The organism is Leptolyngbya sp. AS-A5 (assembly GCF_039962495.1).
In the GTDB taxonomy this organism is placed as follows: Bacteria; Cyanobacteriota; Cyanobacteriia; order Leptolyngbyales; family Leptolyngbyaceae; genus Leptolyngbya.
Genome location: NZ_JAMPLL010000007.1, coordinates 44,774 through 62,331, shown reverse-complemented (window position 1 = coordinate 62,331; position 17,558 = coordinate 44,774). Strand labels below are relative to the sequence as shown.

The window sequence follows — 17,558 nt, the reverse complement described above, 5'->3', positions numbered from 1 at the left end:
TTCGGAAACGTTTTCATGAAAGCCCTATAATGACCCATTGAGAACCCACGAAGGCACAGATCCCGAACCACGGGAACTTCTGGAACCTCAAACCAAGCTCAGCCCTGCATTTAACGCGACAACGCAACTAGGTCTTATCAACCTCAGTCATTCCGCAGCAAGAGCTTAACAGAAGGGTTTGAGACCAGATGCCGGATAGGGATACTCGTTCCTTGTCTAGAGAGAGGAGAGTCTCAATGACAATTAGCCCACCGGAGCGCGAGGCGAAGGCACGGGTGGTCGTTGATAAAGATCCCGTACCTACTTCATTTGAAAGATGGGGACAGCCGGGACACTTCGATCGCACCCTAGCTAAAGGACCCAAAACCACCACTTGGATTTGGAACCTTCACGCTAACGCTCACGATTTCGATAGCCATACAAGCGACTTAGAAGACGTTTCTCGTAAAATTTTTAGCGCACACTTCGGTCACTTAGCCGTTGTGTTCATTTGGTTGAGTGGAATGTACTTCCACGGCGCTAAGTTTTCAAACTACGAAGCATGGCTCGCCAACCCGACTGGAGTTAAACCCAGTGCTCAGGTTGTGTGGGACATCTTTGGTCAAGAAATTCTTAACGCGGATGTCGGCGGCGGCTTCCACGGAATTCAAATCACCTCTGGATTCTTCCAGTTGTGGCGCGCGGCTGGCTTCACCAACACCTTCCAGCTTTATGTCACCGCGATCGGCGGTCTGGTCATGGCTGGTTTGATGTTGTTTGCAGGTTGGTTCCACTACCACAAGCGCGCACCCAAACTGGAATGGTTCCAGAATGTGGAGTCGATGCTGAACCACCACTTGTCGGGTCTGTTCGGACTCGGTTCGCTCGCATGGGCTGGTCACCAGATCCACGTTGCGTTGCCGATTAACGAACTCCTCGATCGCGGAGTTCCTGCGGACAAGATCCCTCTGCCTCATGAGTTCATCCTGAACACCCAATTGATGGCAGACATCTACCCCAGCTTTGCTAAAGGTCTAATTCCTTTCTTTACCCTCAACTGGGGCGAGTACGCAGACTTCCTCACCTTCAAAGGTGGACTGAATCCGGTTACAGGCGGACTCTGGCTGACGGATAGCGCACATCACCACTTGGCGATCGCTGTGTTGTTCCTGATTGCTGGACACCAGTACCGCACGAACTGGGGTATCGGTCACAGCATCAAGGAAATCCTTGAGGCACACAAAGGCCCGTTTACTGGAGAAGGTCACAAGGGTCTTTATGAGAACCTGACGACCTCCTGGCACGCACAACTGGCGATTAACCTGGCAATGGTTGGCTCCTTGAGCATCATCGTTGCACAGCATATGTATGCGATGCCGCCTTACCCCTACCTCGCAACTGACTACGCAACGCAGTTGTCGATCTTCACGCATCATATGTGGATCGGTGGATTCTTCATCGTTGGCGGTGCGGCTCACGCGGCAATCTTCATGGTGCGCGACTACGATCCAGTTGTGAACCAAAACAACAACCTCGATCGCGTTCTGCGTCACCGGGATGCCATCATTTCCCACTTGAACTGGGTTTGTATCTTCCTCGGCTTCCATAGCTTCGGTCTGTACGTTCACAACGACACGATGCGTGCTTTGGGTCGTCCGCAAGATATGTTCTCGGATACCGCAATTCAACTCCAACCTGTGTTTGCGCAGTGGATTCAAAACCTCCACACGCTGGCTCCGGGTGGAACCGCTCCCAACGCTTTGGCTCCTGCTAGCTATGCGTTTGGTGGTGGAACAATCGCGGTCGGTGGCAAAGTTGCCATGATGCCGATCGCACTGGGTACGGCGGACTTCATGGTTCACCATATCCACGCCTTCACGATTCACGTCACGGTATTGATCCTCTTGAAGGGCGTACTGTTTGCACGTAGCTCACGCTTGATTCCTGATAAAGCCAACCTTGGTTTCCGCTTCCCGTGCGATGGCCCGGGTCGTGGCGGTACCTGCCAAGTGTCTGGTTGGGATCACGTGTTCCTCGGTCTGTTCTGGATGTACAACTCCCTGTCGATCGCAATCTTCCACTTCTCGTGGAAAATGCAATCCGATGTCTGGGGTACAGTTGCGCCGGATGGAACAGTTGATCACGTAACGGGCGGTAACTTCGCTCAAAGTGCAATCACGATTAATGGCTGGTTGCGCGACTTCCTGTGGGCACAAGCGGCGCAAGTAATTGGATCTTACGGTTCAGCACTGTCGGCTTATGGACTTCTATTCTTGGGCGCTCACTTTGTTTGGGCATTCAGCTTGATGTTCCTGTTCAGCGGACGTGGTTACTGGCAAGAACTGATCGAGTCGATCGTTTGGGCACACAACAAACTCAAAGTTGCACCCTCTATCCAACCGCGTGCATTGAGTATTATTCAAGGACGGGCTGTGGGCGTTGCTCACTACCTCTTAGGCGGAATTGTCACCACATGGGCATTCTTCCTAGCTCGGTCAATTTCCATCGGATGACGATGAGCGAGGATTAACAAACAGCTATGGCAACTAAGTTCCCAAAATTTAGTCAAGACCTTGCCCAAGATCCTACAACTCGTCGGATTTGGTACGGAATCGCTACTGCTCACGACTTTGAAAGCCACGACGGAATGACAGAAGAAAAGCTTTACCAAAAGCTTTTTGCAACTCACTTCGGACATCTGGCAATCATCTTCCTCTGGGCATCTGGCAGTCTCTTTCACGTTGCTTGGCAAGGCAACTTCCCTCAGTGGATTAAAGATCCTCTGAATGTCCGCCCGATCGCTCACGCGATTTGGGATCCTCAATTCGGTAAACCCGCAGTCGAAGCGTTCACGCAAGGCGGCGCGAACTATCCGGTTGATATTTCCTACTCTGGTCTGTACCACTGGTGGTACACGATCGGTATGAGAACCAACGGTGATCTATACCAAGGTTCGATCTTCTTGCTGATTCTGTCCGCAGTTCTCCTGTTCGCAGGTTGGCTGCATCTCCAGCCGAAGTTCCGTCCGAGTTTGGCTTGGTTCAAAAACGCTGAATCGCGTCTGAACCACCACTTGGCGGGTCTGTTTGGAGTTAGCTCCTTAGCTTGGGCAGGTCACTTGATTCACGTTGCAATTCCCGAATCTCGCGGTCAGCACGTGGGCTGGAACAACTTCTTGTCCACGATGCCGCACCCCGCAGGTCTTGCACCGTTCTTCACAGGCAACTGGAGCGTGTACGCAGAAAATCCTGATACTGCGAACCACATTTTCGGAACGGCTCAAGGTTCGGGTTCTGCAATCCTGACTTTCCTTGGTGGATTCCATCCGCAAACAGAATCGCTGTGGTTGACCGACATGGCTCATCACCACCTCGCGATCGCGGTGCTTTTCATCGTGGCGGGTCATATGTACCGCACTAACTTCGGTATCGGTCACAGCATCAGAGACATCTTGAACGCGCACATCCCCCCTGCCGGTGGACTGGGCGAAGGTCACAGAGGGCTGTATGACACCGTGAACAACTCCTTGCACTTCCAATTGGGTCTTGCCCTGGGTGCTTTGGGTACGGTGACTTCCCTGGTGGCACAGCATATGTACTCGATGCCGCCGTATGCCTTCATGTCGAAGGACTTCACCACACAAGCCGCGCTGTACACCCATCACCAGTACATTGCAGGCTTCCTGATGGTTGGAGCTTTCGCACACGGCGCAATCTTCTGGGTTCGTGACTACGATCCAGACCAAAACAAGAACAACGTGCTTGCACGGATTCTTGGTCACAAAGAAGCGATCATCTCGCACCTGAGCTGGGTATCGCTGTTCCTCGGCTTCCACACCTTGGGGCTTTATGTCCACAACGATGTCGTGGTTGCTTTCGGAACGCCTGAGAAGCAAATCCTGATCGAGCCTGTGTTTGCTCAGTTCATCCAAGCTTCCCACGGTAAGGCACTGTATGGTTTCAATACCTTACTGTCGAACGCGGACAGCATCGCTTCTAACACTGGCGCAGCTTACCTGCCCGGTTGGTTGGATGGAATCAATAGCGGCGTGAACTCGCTGTTCTTGACAATCGGCCCTGGTGACTTCTTGGTTCACCACGCGATCGCACTCGGTCTGCACACCACCACCTTAATCTTGGTTAAGGGCGCGTTGGATGCTCGTGGATCGAAGCTGATGCCCGACAAGAAAGACTTTGGCTACGCATTCCCTTGCGATGGCCCCGGTCGTGGCGGTACCTGCGATATCTCCGCATGGGACTCCTTCTATCTAGCAATGTTCTGGATGTTGAACACTATCGGTTGGGTAACGTTCTACTGGCACTGGAAGCATCTTGCAATCTGGTCTGGTAACGTAGCTCAGTTCAACGAAAGTTCGACCTATCTGATGGGTTGGCTGCGTGACTACCTGTGGCAGTATTCAGCTCCACTAATCAACGGTTACAACCCGTATGGCATGAATAACCTGGCAGTTTGGGCTTGGATGTTCCTCTTGGGACACCTGGTTTGGGCGACCGGATTCATGTTCTTGATCTCATGGCGTGGTTACTGGCAAGAATTGATCGAGACCTTGGTGTGGGCACATGAGCGCACTCCGTTGGCAAACTTGATTCGATTCAAGGATAAGCCAGTTGCTCTGTCGATCGTTCAAGGTCGGTTAGTTGGTCTGGTTCACTTCACGGCAGGTTACGTGCTGACGTATGCAGCTTTCGTGATTGCAGCGACCGCAGGTAAGTTCGGTTGATCGAACTGTTCTTTTAGGTAAATAAAGAAATCCCTCACCTTCGGGTGGGGGATTTTTGATTATGGTTAAAATCGCGTATCTTACCTGCTTACAATTCATCTTCTACAATGAAAGTAAGCAATAGTGAAATCACGATCAATGAGTTCTGAGCAACAGTTATTAGAAAAATGGCGGAAATCGCGATCGCGTTATTCTTATCAAGTGCGATCAACTGATTAGTATTTTCGATTGCTCAAGCTCGGTTGGTCGGTCTGGCTCACTTCACGGCAGGTCATGTGCTGACGTAAGCAGCCGATTACCGCGACTGCTAGTAAAATCAGTTAATCTAGCTGAATGCAATAGCATAGATAAGAAGTTCACCAGCAGGTAAGGAATTTTTGTCTAGAACTTAGCTTATTTTCTCAGCTCACAGCTGGGAATAATGCAAAGAAGTTAGCCTGTATCTAGAGTTTCAAATGGGTGAACGTGTAAGAAAGGTTATCTTATTTATTCTGCCTTTTCTTCTGTGTAGCATTGTTTTTTATTTCTGCTCAGCCAATGGCTCTTTTGGCGATAATTGTAACTTTATAACAGTGCAAGGCGTGAATTTAAGGCTGGTGAAGCATCATCATACAGTCGGCTTCATAGATTACCATTGGTCTTGCGATTCTCGATTACTCAGGCTCTCTCCAATTATGCAATTTCCTATGTTATTGGTTGAAGGTAAGGGTTCTGGAGATTGTGAAAGTAGCTCTGAGCAATCGTTTCAGCAAGAAGGACAGCAAATTTTGATAGCAGGCGATTTTTACAGTTCTGACGGAGGCAACAGTTTTACAAAAACTAGGGATTTTGCTAGGAAGCTGCTTAAAGTTGAAACAGGCTTCTGCATGAATTTTTTCCTACAGAAAAGCGCTTTAAGGGCTGAGCTACCCAAAGGATGTGCAAGAAAGGATTATTTTCCTGAAGCTGTATTCACCAGTTTCGATGGTGGAAAGACATGGAAGAGTGAGCGACCACCCTTCCCTCCACGCTAATGACTTATTTAATAGCGGAAACAACCCTCATAGTTTTCTTTCATCGCCGCGACATTTGACGAATCGCAAGGATCTTACCTCAGTTGCTCGAAACATTAGTTCAGGCGGTGAGCTAACGAAGCGTCTGCTTTCTCATAGAATTTTTAAGCTTTGTGGGTCGATTCAAGCTCATACTAGAATATGTGAACTAAGTGGGGCAAAAGGTTTATGTCAGCGATCGTGAATTTCCAAGTTCTCTAAGCTCACACATCGCAGCGGATTGCATCGAATGGAACAACTTCTCCAGCATTAGCCTCTTGCTTCTATGGCTTCACGCAACTCTTCTTCAAACTCGGAAGTACTCAGTAGCCCCTCTGTTGCCTCATTTTCCTCACGCTTGTAAGTAGGCAAAAAATCATTAGCAACGCGCAACCGAATCAGGCGATAGCTGATCTCTTTGCTTGAGAGAGTAAATCAAGATTTTCTGCACCTAAGTCATAAATTGCCGTTGTAATCGCGTTTCTAGAACTATTGTGTACTAGGCTTAGAGGTGTCGATTTCGCAAACTCCTACCAGTGATCGCGAAACAATTCCCTACACATCAAGATTACTGAGTTCAGCAACCAAGGCATAGAACCAATCGGAAACACATTCTCCCATAGCTCGCGTTTGTCGAGGTGTAAGCGGGGCGATTCACAATTCAATCGGCTGCAATCATCACAGGCTCTTGATAAAGCGGAACAGTAAAGGTAACGGTTGATCCCAGCCCCTCACCCATACTGTAGAAGTTCACAACACCGCCCATCGCCTCAACTAGCTTCTGAGAAATCGCTAATCCTAGCCCAGTGCCGCCGTATTGTCGGGTTAGCGATCCATCTACTTGGCTAAACGACTGAAAAAGTTTGTCCTGCTTATCGAGCGACACACCAATTCCAGTATCTGCAACTCGGACTTTCACCAATCCAGGTAGTTCCTGATCTTGAACAACAACCCGCTTTTTAATCACTTCTGCGCTGATCGTTATGCCACCTTCATTGGTGAACTTGATCGCATTGCCCATCAGATTCAGTAGTACCTGAAGTAATCGCTGATAATTCCCAAACAGTACAATCTCATCATGAGTTTGAGGCTTCTGCACCTCAAAGCTGAGATTTTTTTGGCGGATCTGAGTGCGAGTCATGTTCTCAACTTGATCTAGCAACTCTTGCAAACTCACCGGACTGCACTCAATCTGCATTTTTCCGGCTTCGATTTTGGCGATGTCTAAAACGTCGTTGATGACATTAAACAGGTGAATTGCTGATCGATGCGCTTCTTCAATAAATTCCCGCTGCTCTTGGGGATCTTCTGCCATCCCGTCGAGAATGAGCTTCAAAAAGCCGATCATCCCGTTCAGCGGCGTTCTCAGTTCATGCGACGTATTCGCCAAAAACTCACTTTTGCGCCGAGATGCTTCTTCAGCTTGGTGTCGCGCTTCCTCTAATTCGCGGTGCTTCTGCATCAAACTATCGTTCGCTCGTTGAAGCTCGATCAGCAAAGCCGCGTGAGCGATCGAAGTTCCGACTTGATCCGCCAATTCCTGAACAAACTCTAACTCTGCCTGCGTCCAAACGCGATCGCGATCGCACTGATCAAGAATAATCACCCCGTTCGGCTGCTCCTGATAGTGCGTTGCCACCAACAGTCGCGTTTGTGGAACATCGGCTTCTGGAGCAGGATTCACCTCTTCGGGAACCTGCCGCACGGCTCGAATCGGCTTTAAAGTCGCCAAAGCTTTCTGAAGCAGCGGATCGTCTTGAAGCTGAAACACCGTACCTTTCAGCGAACTCAGACAATCTTGGCGAAATTCCGCTACAGCTTCAATCGCCGATCGCTTCGGATCATACGGACAAATAATGCAGCGGCTGACATCAAGCGCTGCTCCTAACCCGTCTACTGTCGCCTGCCAAATGGTTGGAAGCTCCAAATTCTGACGGGCATTCCATACAATCTGAGTTAAAAGCTGCTGGTAGCGATCGAGATTTGTTTCTCGCGAGACTTCTACCGCCTGTAAGGGCGACTGCGCTTCATCCAGGTCATTCACCTGCTCTCCGGTGACGACGACTAGCGCTGCTGTCCCATTAGGTAGAATCACTGGGCTCATCACCAGATCAAACAGAATTGTCTGATCGCCCCACTCAAACAAGCAGCGAAATTGCTCCGGCTTTTGAGAAGTCAGTACCCGCTTTAATCGCTCCAAATACGGCGCACAAGAAACCGGCGCAAATCTTGCGCCCATCGGCTTACCAATCCACTGTTTTGCCTCAGCCTCACTCACTTCACGCCAGTGAAACGCCAGCAGCACTCCTGCTGCATCTTGCGTCATCATCAGCTCTGCGATATCAGCGATCGCAATCGAATCAGAAGATACAGACGAGTCAATCGAGTCAGACAAAGAGCTAGAAAGATTCACGGAAGTGACCATTTGACCGGGGGAAAAAAGCAGACATCAAGCAACCGTGCCTAGATTACAGCACCTAATCGTTCCACTCGCCCCTCGGAGGAAGAGGCGGGTTTCTCGGCAAGGTGCGGGCATTATCCTCATCGCGGTAAAGTTCACTTCTCAGCCATTGCCGCAATGCCACTTCAACCACCTTGCTCGGATCGTTCGTCAGATGTTGGATTTGCTCCAACAAATCAGAATCAATCTGAATCGCAAGCTCGGTTTTGTATCGATCGGGCGTTTGAAGTTTAGGATCGTTCATAGTGTCGGTCAACCTTCAGCATGAAGGTCAGTGGCTAAATCTGAAAAGGAATCGGATCGAGAGTTAAAATTCACCTGCGCTTTGAGAAATCCTGCCTGTAAACTATGGATGTACCGTTTTTGCATCGATTCACCAAAGTTTTAACATTTTTTCACAGGTGAGTTTAAGCAAGCTGAAATTCGTTCTGCCCCAAACCGGGACATTTCTTCTTCTTAGCGTCTCAAACTCTCGAACTCCGTGAAGAAAGGTTTAAAATATCTTAAGCGTTCTGATTCAGAAATCTATCCTCATCAAGAGTCAGATTTCTGAGAATGCCTGTCCTACAGTGCCGCCAATCCCCCTGAAGTTTATGACTGACGTACCCGTCAACCGCATCCGAAATTTTTCCATCATTGCTCACATTGATCATGGCAAATCCACGCTTGCCGACCGTTTACTTCAAGAAACGGGAACCGTAACTGCGCGGGACATGAAAGAACAGTTCCTCGACAATATGGATCTGGAGCGGGAGCGCGGGATCACTATTAAGCTCCAAGCGGCTCGAATGGATTACACCGCAAAAGACGGGCAGCAATACGTACTAAATTTAATCGATACCCCTGGACACGTCGATTTTTCCTACGAAGTATCGCGATCGCTCGCGGCGTGTGAAGGCGCGTTGCTAGTTGTCGATGCCTCTCAAGGTGTAGAAGCACAAACGCTTGCCAACGTTTATCTGGCACTCGAACACGATCTCGAAATTATTCCAGTCCTGAACAAAATTGATTTGCCGGGTGCAGAACCCGATCGCGTCAAGCAAGAAATCGAAGAGGTGATTGGTCTCGATTGCTCTGAAGCGATTATGGCATCGGCAAAAGAAGGAATTGGTGTCCCGGATATTTTAGAAGCGATCGTTAAACGAGTCCCGCCGCCCAAAGACACGACCAAAGAACCGTTACGAGCGCTAATTTTCGATAGTTACTACGACGCTTATCGCGGCGTGATTGTCTACTTCCGGGTGATGGATGGGCAGGTGAAGCGGGGCGATAAAGTCTACCTGATGGCATCCGGCAAGGAATACCAAGTCGATGAACTTGGCGTTCTCTCTCCCACTCAAGTCCAAGTCGAATCCCTACACGCTGGCGAAGTGGGATACTTTGCTGCTTCGATTAAAGCCGTAGAGGATGCACGAGTGGGAGACACGATTACGCTATCTGCCAAAAAAGCTCCCGAACCCTTACCAGGCTACATTGAGGCGAAACCGATGGTCTTCTGCGGCATGTTCCCGACTGATGCCGACCAATTCCCGGAACTGCGCGAAGCCCTCGATAGATTAAAGCTCAATGATGCTGCCCTCAATTTCGAGCCGGAAACCTCGAGCGCGATGGGATTCGGGTTCCGCTGTGGCTTTTTGGGCTTGCTACACATGGAAATTGTGCAAGAACGGCTAGAGCGCGAATACAATCTTGACCTGATTATTACCGCCCCTTCGGTGGTTTATCGAGTTACAACCATAAAAGGTGAGATTCTGCTGATTGATAACCCTGGTAAGCTGCCTTCTCCCACAGAGCGCGAAAAAATCGAAGAACCCTATGTTCAAGTCGATATCATCACGCCCGAAACCTATGTTGGGACATTGATGGAACTCTGCCAAAATCGCCGTGGTGTCTTCAAGGATATGAAGTATCTCACGCCCGGACGCACCACGCTGATTTATGAACTACCACTGGCAGAAGTTGTCACCGATTTCTTTGATCAGATGAAGTCGCGATCGCGCGGTTACGCCAGCATGGAGTATCAACTGATCGGCTACCGCGAAAATGCTCTGGTGAAGCTAGACATTTTAATTAACGGTGATCCCGTCGATTCACTTGCCACGATCGTTCACCGCGATAAAGCCTACGGAGTCGGGCGCGCGCTCACTGAAAAGCTACGCGAATTGATCCCCCGTCATCAGTTTAAAATTCCGATTCAAGCCGCGATCGGCAGCAAAGTCATTGCAAGCGAACATATTCCCGCTCTGCGGAAAGATGTCCTCGCGAAATGCTACGGTGGTGACATCTCCCGAAAGAAAAAACTGCTGCAAAAGCAAGCAAAAGGTAAAAAACGCATGAAGGCGATCGGAACCGTCGATGTGCCCCAAGAAGCGTTCATGGCGGTTTTACGGTTGTCAAACGAACAGAGCTAAACGTTTCAGCATAATAATTTCGGGTTGCCCCTACGCAAAAATAGGGGCAATTTTTGTTTTAGCGGTTGAAGATTCGATGAACTCTATCTAATAAAGCGTGCTATCCCGGAAGTTTCTGTTATCTTTCTGGGAAAAGCCAGGCCGTAGCTCATCCCTTTCCAGGCCGGATTGCTGTCGTGCTGCCTGTTAATTTGATGGGTACACTTCTGGCAAACGGGGATTTGCTCAACTCATCTCTTGAGTAACAGCTACTCCTACCCTTGCTCGTTTGCAATCTACGCGAATTTTGGACTTATGCGAATTCTTGTTACTGGTGGTGCGGGCTTTATTGGCTCCCACTTGATCGATCGTCTAATGAATACAGGGCATGAAGTTCTCTGTCTCGACAACTTCTACACCGGACACAAACGCAATATTCAACACTGGCTAGGAAATTCCAACTTTGAACTAATTCGCCACGACATTACAGAACCCATTCGGCTTGAAGTCGATCAGATTTATCACCTTGCCTGTCCTGCATCGCCTGTACACTACCAGTACAATCCCGTCAAAACAGTCAAAATCAACGTGATGGGAACGCTGAACATGCTCGGTTTAGCCAAACGAATCAAAGCCAGATTCCTTCTTGCCTCGACCTCCGAAGTATATGGCGATCCCGAAGTACATCCCCAGTCTGAAGAATATCGGGGCAATGTCAACCCGATCGGAATCCGCAGTTGCTATGACGAAGGCAAACGAGTCGCTGAAACCCTTGCGTTTGACTATCACCGCCAGAACGATGTCGATATTCGCGTTGCTCGCATTTTTAACACCTACGGCCCGCGAATGCTCGAAAACGATGGTCGCGTGGTCAGCAACTTTGTCGTGCAAGCGCTCAAAGGTCATCCCCTAACGGTATACGGTGATGGTTCTCAAACGCGGAGTTTCTGCTATGTTTCTGACTTGGTTGACGGTCTTTATCGCTTGATGAACGGCGATTTTATTGGCCCAGTCAACTTAGGAAATCCCGGAGAATACACCATTCTGCAACTGGCTCAAGCCGTGCAAGAAATGGTCAACCCTGATGCAGCTTTGAAATTTGAACCCTTACCCCAAGACGATCCCCGCCGTCGCAAGCCCGACATCACTCGTGCTCAAACGCATCTCGGCTGGCAACCCACGATCCCGCTGAAGGAAGGACTAGAGCGCACGATCGCTGATTTTCGCAGCCGGATGGAAGTGCCTGAAGCCCCGCTAGAGTCAACTCGGACAGCGGTGCAAGCATCGTGACGCATTAAAAAGGGCGTTGCATGTGGGAATGCTAAACGAAAGGAAGAATATCGAGTTCGGTTACAAGTTGTTTGATTGAGGAGTTTAAGACTATGCGTGTCTGCGTTATCGGAACGGGTTACGTTGGTTTGGTCACGGGTGCTTGCCTCTCTCACATTGGTCATCATGTGATTTGCGTCGATAATAACGAGGCAAAGGTGAAGCTGATGCAGGCTGGACAATCGCCGATTTTTGAGCCGGGTTTGTCTGAAATTATGCAGTCTTCGATTCAAGCGGGACGACTGGAGTTCACCACCGACCTAGCTGCTGGGGTCGAGCACGGTCAAATTCTGTTTATCGCGGTTGGCACGCCTGCGCTGCCGACTGGGGAAAGTGATACACGCTATGTCGAAGCCGTGGCGCGGGGCATCGGTGCCAACTTGAAAGGTGGATACAAAGTGATTGTGAATAAATCAACCGTTCCTATTGGATCTGGCGACTGGGTGAGAATGCTCGTTCTCGATGGAATTGCAGAGCGTCAACGCGCTGAAGCACAGCCTGTTCTCGCTGGAGTCGGTGGCAGTGAAGAAATTCCGACAAAGGCTTTGACGATCGATTACGACTTTGATGTCGTCAGCAATCCCGAGTTTCTGCGCGAAGGCTCTGCTGTGTTCGATACGTTCAACCCTGATCGCATCGTCGTTGGCAGCAACAATAGCGATCGCCCGATCAAACTGATGCAGGAACTCTATACCCCGATCGTTGAGCGTCAGTTTGCCGAAGATAAGTCTGCACCTCCAGTTCCAGTATTGGTCACTGATCTAAGTTCGGCAGAGATGATCAAATATGCCGCGAACGCATTTTTGGCAACGAAGATCAGCTTTGTCAACGAAGTCGCAAACATCTGCGATCGCGTGGGTGCTGATGTAATGCAAGTGGCAAAAGGGATCGGTCTTGATTCCCGGATTGGCGGCAAGTTTCTGCAAGCGGGTCTTGGCTGGGGTGGTTCCTGCTTCCCGAAAGATGTCTCGGCTTTGATCCACACGGCGGACGATTACGGCTACGAAACGCAATTGCTTAAAGCAGCCGTCAGCGTCAATGAGCGTCAGCGCCTGATTGTGGTTGAAAAACTTCAGCAAGCGCTCAAGATTCTCAAAGGAAAAACGATCGGGCTTTTAGGCTTGACGTTCAAACCGGATACCGATGATTTACGGGATGCGCCAGCGCTGAATGTAATCGAGAACTTGACTCGTCTAGGCGCGAAAGTAAAAGCTTACGATCCCATCATTTCCCAAAGCGGAATGCGCGATGGTATTTCAGATGTGATTGTTGAAACTGATGCAGAACGCTTAGCAGATGGCTGCGATGCGCTGGTATTGGTAACGGAATGGTCGCAGTTCCTCACCCTCGACTACATCAAGATGGCGAAGTTGATGAACGCTCCTATCTTGATTGATGGCCGGAACTTCCTCAACCAACCTGTGTTAGAAGAAGCAGGCTTCCGCTATATCGGCATCGGTCGTTAATCTCACTCACAAAAGAATCTGAAAAGAGACGCAATTCACAGCGTCTCTTTTTTTGACCCTAAATGGAAAGCGATCGCAGAATCCGCTCTAAATCTGCGGTTAATCGTTTTGCTCCCTGCTTCGGATGCTCCAACACATATTCAGCTACAGGAATCGGATTACAAACGTGAATTTTGACGGCAGTGCGCCAAGGAACGAGAGGTTTGCTGTATTGAATTGAAATTGGCACAATCTGAACGTTTAATCCAGGTTGACTTGCTTCTGCTTGCAGCGCTAATCGTGCCAGCCCAGGCTTCAGATCTGCCGCTTGACGATAGATATTTCCTTCAGGGAAAATTACTAATGCTTCACGCTGCTGTAGCAGTTCAATGCTGTGACGCAGCGCCGCGATCGTCGGATGTCGTGTATTGATTGGAAATCCACCCAACCGTCGAATAAACCAACCTTGAATTCCTTTAATCTCGTCTGCCGTCACCATAAATCGCAGCACTCGACCCGTGATATCTTGACCCACTGCACAAGGTACGAGCAACGCATCCCACCGCGATCTATGGGTTGCAGCAATAATGACCGGACCCCTAGTAGGGAAATGCTCTCGACCCGTGACTTCGATCTGTTGAAAATAGACGGGCAGAACCAGATAACGCCCTAGTGGATAAACAATTGAAGCCAGCCAAGGTAAACAACGCGATCGTACAGATTGCGAAAGAAGATTAGAGTTCTCCACAAGGGAATGGGCAGAGGAAGGTTTTTCTTTTAGCGATTCGGAAAACTCAGACGAAGGAGTCGGGGCACAGGGGTGAGTAGCGCCATCGTTTTTTCGAGTTTTTGGCGATAGCATGAAGTCGATCAGAAGCATGGAGTTAAAGACGCGAGCCTTTAGCGTGGGTAGATGGTATGTCATTTACGGTAGTGGGTTTTGCGATCGCACGTCTCCCTCAAGGGACAGTTCTAGGGGTGGCTAATCCTTATGCCTTTTAGCTCGACACGATTCCTTGGGGACAGCTCTAAGATTTAATTTGAATTTAGAGGTTGACATTCCTGGTTCTGTCCGTTACATTAGTGAATGTCGATTGCAAACGCAAATCTGACACCAGTGCCTGCCCCCATCGTCTAGAGGCCTAGGACACCTCCCTTTCACGGAGGCGACAGGGATTCGAATTCCCTTGGGGGTATTGTAAAAGCAAGAAATGGGAAAGGATAAATCGTTCTTTCCCATTTCTTATGCAGAATTTCTTTAAACTTAGAGAAAATAAGAGTACCACCTGAACGTTGAGCGCGTGAGCGGCTACCTCAGCCATGACCTGCGGCCTCATCGTCTGATGACACTTTCACAAACGAAAACCAAACTGGTACACCCTTACACCAAGTAGAAGATTTCTGCCTGATTGTATGAGACGTTTGTGAAAGAACTCGCCTGAACTGCTACATTGAAGTTTCAAGAAGAGCGATGACAAAACACTACCGGAATGCAACCCACAGACCCCAGCAAATTTACAGATAAAGCCTGGGAAGCGATCGTACAGGCACAAGATGTCGTGCGGCGCTATCGACACCAGAACTTAGAAGTTGAACATTTAATTATTAGCCTGCTAGAGCAAGAGAATGGCTTAGCAGCAAAAATTTTAAGCAAAGCGGGCATCGAAGCGAATCGTTTCTGGCAGCAGGTGGACGAATTTACCCGCCGTCAGCCGAAAGTTGGCAGCGCAGAACAACTTTATTTAGGACGATATCTCGATACGATGCTCGATCGTGCTGAAGCAAATCGCACCTCGATGCAGGATGACTTTATTTCGATCGAGCACCTGATCCAAGCCTTTGCCAACGACCCGCGCCTTGGAGTGAAGTTATTTCGCAGCTTTAATGTCGATACGGCTCGGCTTGATACTGCAATTCGAGACATTCGCGGTAGTCAAAAAGTCATGGATCAAGCACCAGAATCGCGTTACTCAGCTCTCGAAAAATTCGGTTTAGACTTAACAGAACGTGCCAAAGCAGGCAAGATTGATCCGGTGATCGGGCGAGATGGCGAAATTCGTCGGGTGGTTCAGGTGCTTTCACGTCGCACCAAAAACAATCCGGTCTTAATCGGAGAACCTGGGGTTGGAAAAACCGCGATCGCTGAAGGACTCGCTCAGCGGATCGTCAACGGTGATGTTCCTGAATCCTTGAAGAACCGCAAGCTCATCTCCCTCGATATGGGATCGCTAATTGCAGGGGCAAAATATCGCGGGGAATTCGAGGATCGACTGAGAGCAGTTCTGAAAGAAGTGATCGAATCCGATGGACAAATCGTTTTATTCATTGACGAACTGCATACCGTTGTAGGGGCAGGTGCAGCGGGTCAAGGCAACATGGATGCTGGAAACCTGCTGAAACCGATGCTGGCGCGGGGAGAGCTACGGTGTATTGGGGCAACGACGCTCGACGAGTACCGTAAGTACATCGAGAAAGATGCAGCACTCGAACGCCGATTTCAGCAGGTCGTAATCGATCAGCCCTCGGTTGAAGACACGATCTCGATTCTGCGTGGGCTAAAAGAGCGCTACGAGGTTCACCACGGGGTCAATATTACCGATTCCGCTTTGGTTGCTGCTGCCACGTTATCAAGTCGCTATATCAGCGATCGCTTCTTGCCCGATAAAGCGATCGACCTTGTGGACGAAGCCGCTGCCAAGCTCAGGATGGAGATTACCTCCAAACCGACGGAGCTAGAACAGATTGAGCGCCGCTTGCGGCAGCTTGAAATGGAAAAGCTTTCGATCAAGAGCGAAGATAAACTCACGGGATTAACCGGACTCAGCCGCAATTCCAAAGATCGACTCGAACGGCTTGAACAAGAAATCGCAGAGCTTCAGCCGAAAAAAGATGCCCTCGATTCCCAGTGGCAAAACGAAAAGCAAATTCTCGAAACGATCAAATTGCTCAAGATGGAAGAAGACCAGCTTCGAGTCCAAATCGAGCAAGCTGAACGTGCTTATGATCTCAATACAGCCGCGCAGTTGAAATACGGACGACTTGAAGCCTTGCAGCACGATCGCGAGAAACAGGAAGCGCAACTGATGGAACTGCAAGCAGGCGGAACGGCTCTCCTGCGTGAACAAGTCACCGAAGCGGATATTGCTGAAATCGTGGCGCGTTGGACAGGAATTCCAGTGACGCGCTTGCTCGAATCCGAACGTCAGAAACTCTTAAATCTGGAGAAACATCTGCACGAACGGGTGATCGGACAGCACGACGCAGTCGAAGCAGTGGCGGCGGCAATTCGTCGGGCACGATCGGGCATGAAAGACCCGAACCGTCCGATCGGATCGTTTCTCTTCATGGGGCCAACCGGAGTCGGTAAAACGGAGCTCGCACGAGCATTGGCGCAATTTTTGTTTGATTCTGATGATGCGATCGTGCGTCTTGATATGTCGGAATACATGGAGAAGCACTCGGTTTCCCGTTTAGTCGGCGCACCTCCTGGATATGTGGGGTATGACGAAGGCGGACAGCTCTCTGAGTCGATTCGCCGTAAACCTTATTCTGTGGTGCTGCTCGATGAAGTGGAGAAAGCGCATCCGGATGTGTTTAACATTCTGCTACAAGTGCTCGATGACGGGCGGATTACCGATTCTCAAGGTCGAACGGTTGATTTCCGTAACACGGTCATTGTGATGACGAGCAATATTGGTAGCGAACATATTCTCGATGTTGCAGGCGATGATGCGCGTTATGAGGAAATGCAGAAACGAGTGATGACCGCACTCCGCAAGCATTTCCGTCCTGAATTTCTCAATCGGATTGACGATACGATTCTGTTCCATGCGTTGAACCGTGCGGAACTTGGCGAGATCGTTGGACTCCAGATCCAGCGAATTCAGGCGTTGCTAAGCGATCAGAAGATCATGCTGGAACTCTCGCCTGCTGCACAGAAATATGTGGCAGATGTGGGCTATGACCCAACGTATGGAGCGCGTCCGTTGAAGCGGGCGATTCAGCGAGAACTACAAAATCCGATTGCCACCAAATTGCTGGAAAACGCTTTTGGGGAAGGCGATACAATCTCGATCGATTTAGTCGATGGCAAACTCAAATTCAGCAAAAAGGAAATGGTTGCCAATCCTCAGCCTGTAGTGGCAACTACTCCGGTCGCGGTAGCGGAAAATTAGGATTACT

General features: G+C 49.6%; 10 protein-coding genes and 1 tRNA gene. 8 read left to right on the top strand and 3 right to left on the bottom strand.

Features of this window, described 5'->3' with window-relative positions:
• The first annotated feature begins 236 nt into the window (after positions 1-236).
• The 3 genes from psaA (at position 237) to NC980_RS11000 (ending at position 5,733) form a co-directional block, all read left to right on the top strand.
• Positions 237-2,492 (top strand): photosystem I core protein PsaA, encoded by a 2,256-nt coding sequence (gene psaA / locus NC980_RS11010; protein WP_190376226.1) that lies wholly within the window; start codon positions 237-239, stop codon positions 2,490-2,492.
• A gap of 26 nt (positions 2,493-2,518) precedes the next feature.
• Positions 2,519-4,720, top strand: a complete 2,202-nt coding sequence (gene psaB, locus NC980_RS11005) for a photosystem I core protein PsaB (RefSeq protein WP_190376225.1) — start codon at positions 2,519-2,521, stop codon at positions 4,718-4,720.
• Between the two features lie 455 nt (positions 4,721-5,175).
• Positions 5,176-5,733, top strand: a complete 558-nt coding sequence (locus NC980_RS11000; RefSeq protein ID WP_190376224.1) for a hypothetical protein — start codon at positions 5,176-5,178, stop codon at positions 5,731-5,733.
• A gap of 679 nt (positions 5,734-6,412) precedes the next feature.
• Here the strand turns inward: NC980_RS11000 and NC980_RS10995 are convergent.
• Both NC980_RS10995 and NC980_RS10990 read right to left on the bottom strand, forming a co-directional pair.
• Entirely contained in the window at positions 6,413-8,146 is a 1,734-nt protein-coding gene (locus NC980_RS10995) for an ATP-binding protein (RefSeq protein WP_242026714.1), read from the bottom strand.
• A gap of 82 nt (positions 8,147-8,228) precedes the next feature.
• On the bottom strand, positions 8,229-8,456 hold the full coding sequence (locus NC980_RS10990) for a type II toxin-antitoxin system CcdA family antitoxin (protein ID WP_190376222.1): 228 nt from the start codon (positions 8,454-8,456) through the stop codon (positions 8,229-8,231).
• A gap of 349 nt (positions 8,457-8,805) precedes the next feature.
• Between NC980_RS10990 and lepA the strand changes: the two genes are divergently transcribed.
• The 3 genes from lepA (at position 8,806) to NC980_RS10975 (ending at position 13,397) form a co-directional block, all read left to right on the top strand.
• Positions 8,806-10,623, top strand: coding sequence for a translation elongation factor 4 (gene lepA / locus NC980_RS10985; protein ID WP_190376221.1), 1,818 nt, complete (start codon positions 8,806-8,808; stop codon positions 10,621-10,623).
• A gap of 294 nt (positions 10,624-10,917) precedes the next feature.
• Positions 10,918-11,892, top strand: a complete 975-nt coding sequence (locus NC980_RS10980) for a UDP-glucuronic acid decarboxylase family protein (RefSeq protein WP_190376220.1) — start codon at positions 10,918-10,920, stop codon at positions 11,890-11,892.
• Between the two features lie 92 nt (positions 11,893-11,984).
• Positions 11,985-13,397 (top strand): UDP-glucose/GDP-mannose dehydrogenase family protein, encoded by a 1,413-nt coding sequence (locus tag NC980_RS10975; RefSeq protein WP_190376219.1) that lies wholly within the window; start codon positions 11,985-11,987, stop codon positions 13,395-13,397.
• 58 nt (positions 13,398-13,455) lie between these two features.
• On the opposite strand, the gene NC980_RS10970 is transcribed toward NC980_RS10975, so the two are convergent.
• Positions 13,456-14,238, bottom strand: a complete 783-nt coding sequence (locus NC980_RS10970) for a 1-acyl-sn-glycerol-3-phosphate acyltransferase (RefSeq protein ID WP_242026733.1) — start codon at positions 14,236-14,238, stop codon at positions 13,456-13,458.
• Between the two features lie 261 nt (positions 14,239-14,499).
• Between NC980_RS10970 and NC980_RS10965 the strand changes: the two genes are divergently transcribed.
• Both NC980_RS10965 and clpB read left to right on the top strand, forming a co-directional pair.
• Positions 14,500-14,572: transfer RNA gene (locus tag NC980_RS10965), tRNA-Glu, on the top strand.
• 294 nt (positions 14,573-14,866) lie between these two features.
• Positions 14,867-17,551 (top strand): ATP-dependent chaperone ClpB, encoded by a 2,685-nt coding sequence (gene clpB, locus NC980_RS10960; protein ID WP_190376218.1) that lies wholly within the window; start codon positions 14,867-14,869, stop codon positions 17,549-17,551.
• The last annotated feature ends 7 nt before the right edge of the window (positions 17,552-17,558 follow it).

What these genes read in the sequence shown, in the direction of transcription:
- clpB (WP_190376218.1), top strand. Translation starts at nt 14,867, where the DNA reads ATGCAACCCACAGACCCCAGCAAATTTACAGATAAAGCCTGGGAAGCG.
- NC980_RS10990 (WP_190376222.1), bottom strand. Translation starts at nt 8,456, where the DNA reads ATGAACGATCCTAAACTTCAAACGCCCGATCGATACAAAACCGAGCTT.
- NC980_RS10970 (WP_242026733.1), bottom strand. Translation starts at nt 14,238, where the DNA reads ATGCTATCGCCAAAAACTCGAAAAAACGATGGCGCTACTCACCCCTGT.
- NC980_RS10975 (WP_190376219.1), top strand. Translation starts at nt 11,985, where the DNA reads ATGCGTGTCTGCGTTATCGGAACGGGTTACGTTGGTTTGGTCACGGGT.
- NC980_RS11000 (WP_190376224.1), top strand. Translation starts at nt 5,176, where the DNA reads ATGGGTGAACGTGTAAGAAAGGTTATCTTATTTATTCTGCCTTTTCTT.
- psaA (WP_190376226.1), top strand. Translation starts at nt 237, where the DNA reads ATGACAATTAGCCCACCGGAGCGCGAGGCGAAGGCACGGGTGGTCGTT.
- NC980_RS10980 (WP_190376220.1), top strand. Translation starts at nt 10,918, where the DNA reads ATGCGAATTCTTGTTACTGGTGGTGCGGGCTTTATTGGCTCCCACTTG.
- lepA (WP_190376221.1), top strand. Translation starts at nt 8,806, where the DNA reads ATGACTGACGTACCCGTCAACCGCATCCGAAATTTTTCCATCATTGCT.
- psaB (WP_190376225.1), top strand. Translation starts at nt 2,519, where the DNA reads ATGGCAACTAAGTTCCCAAAATTTAGTCAAGACCTTGCCCAAGATCCT.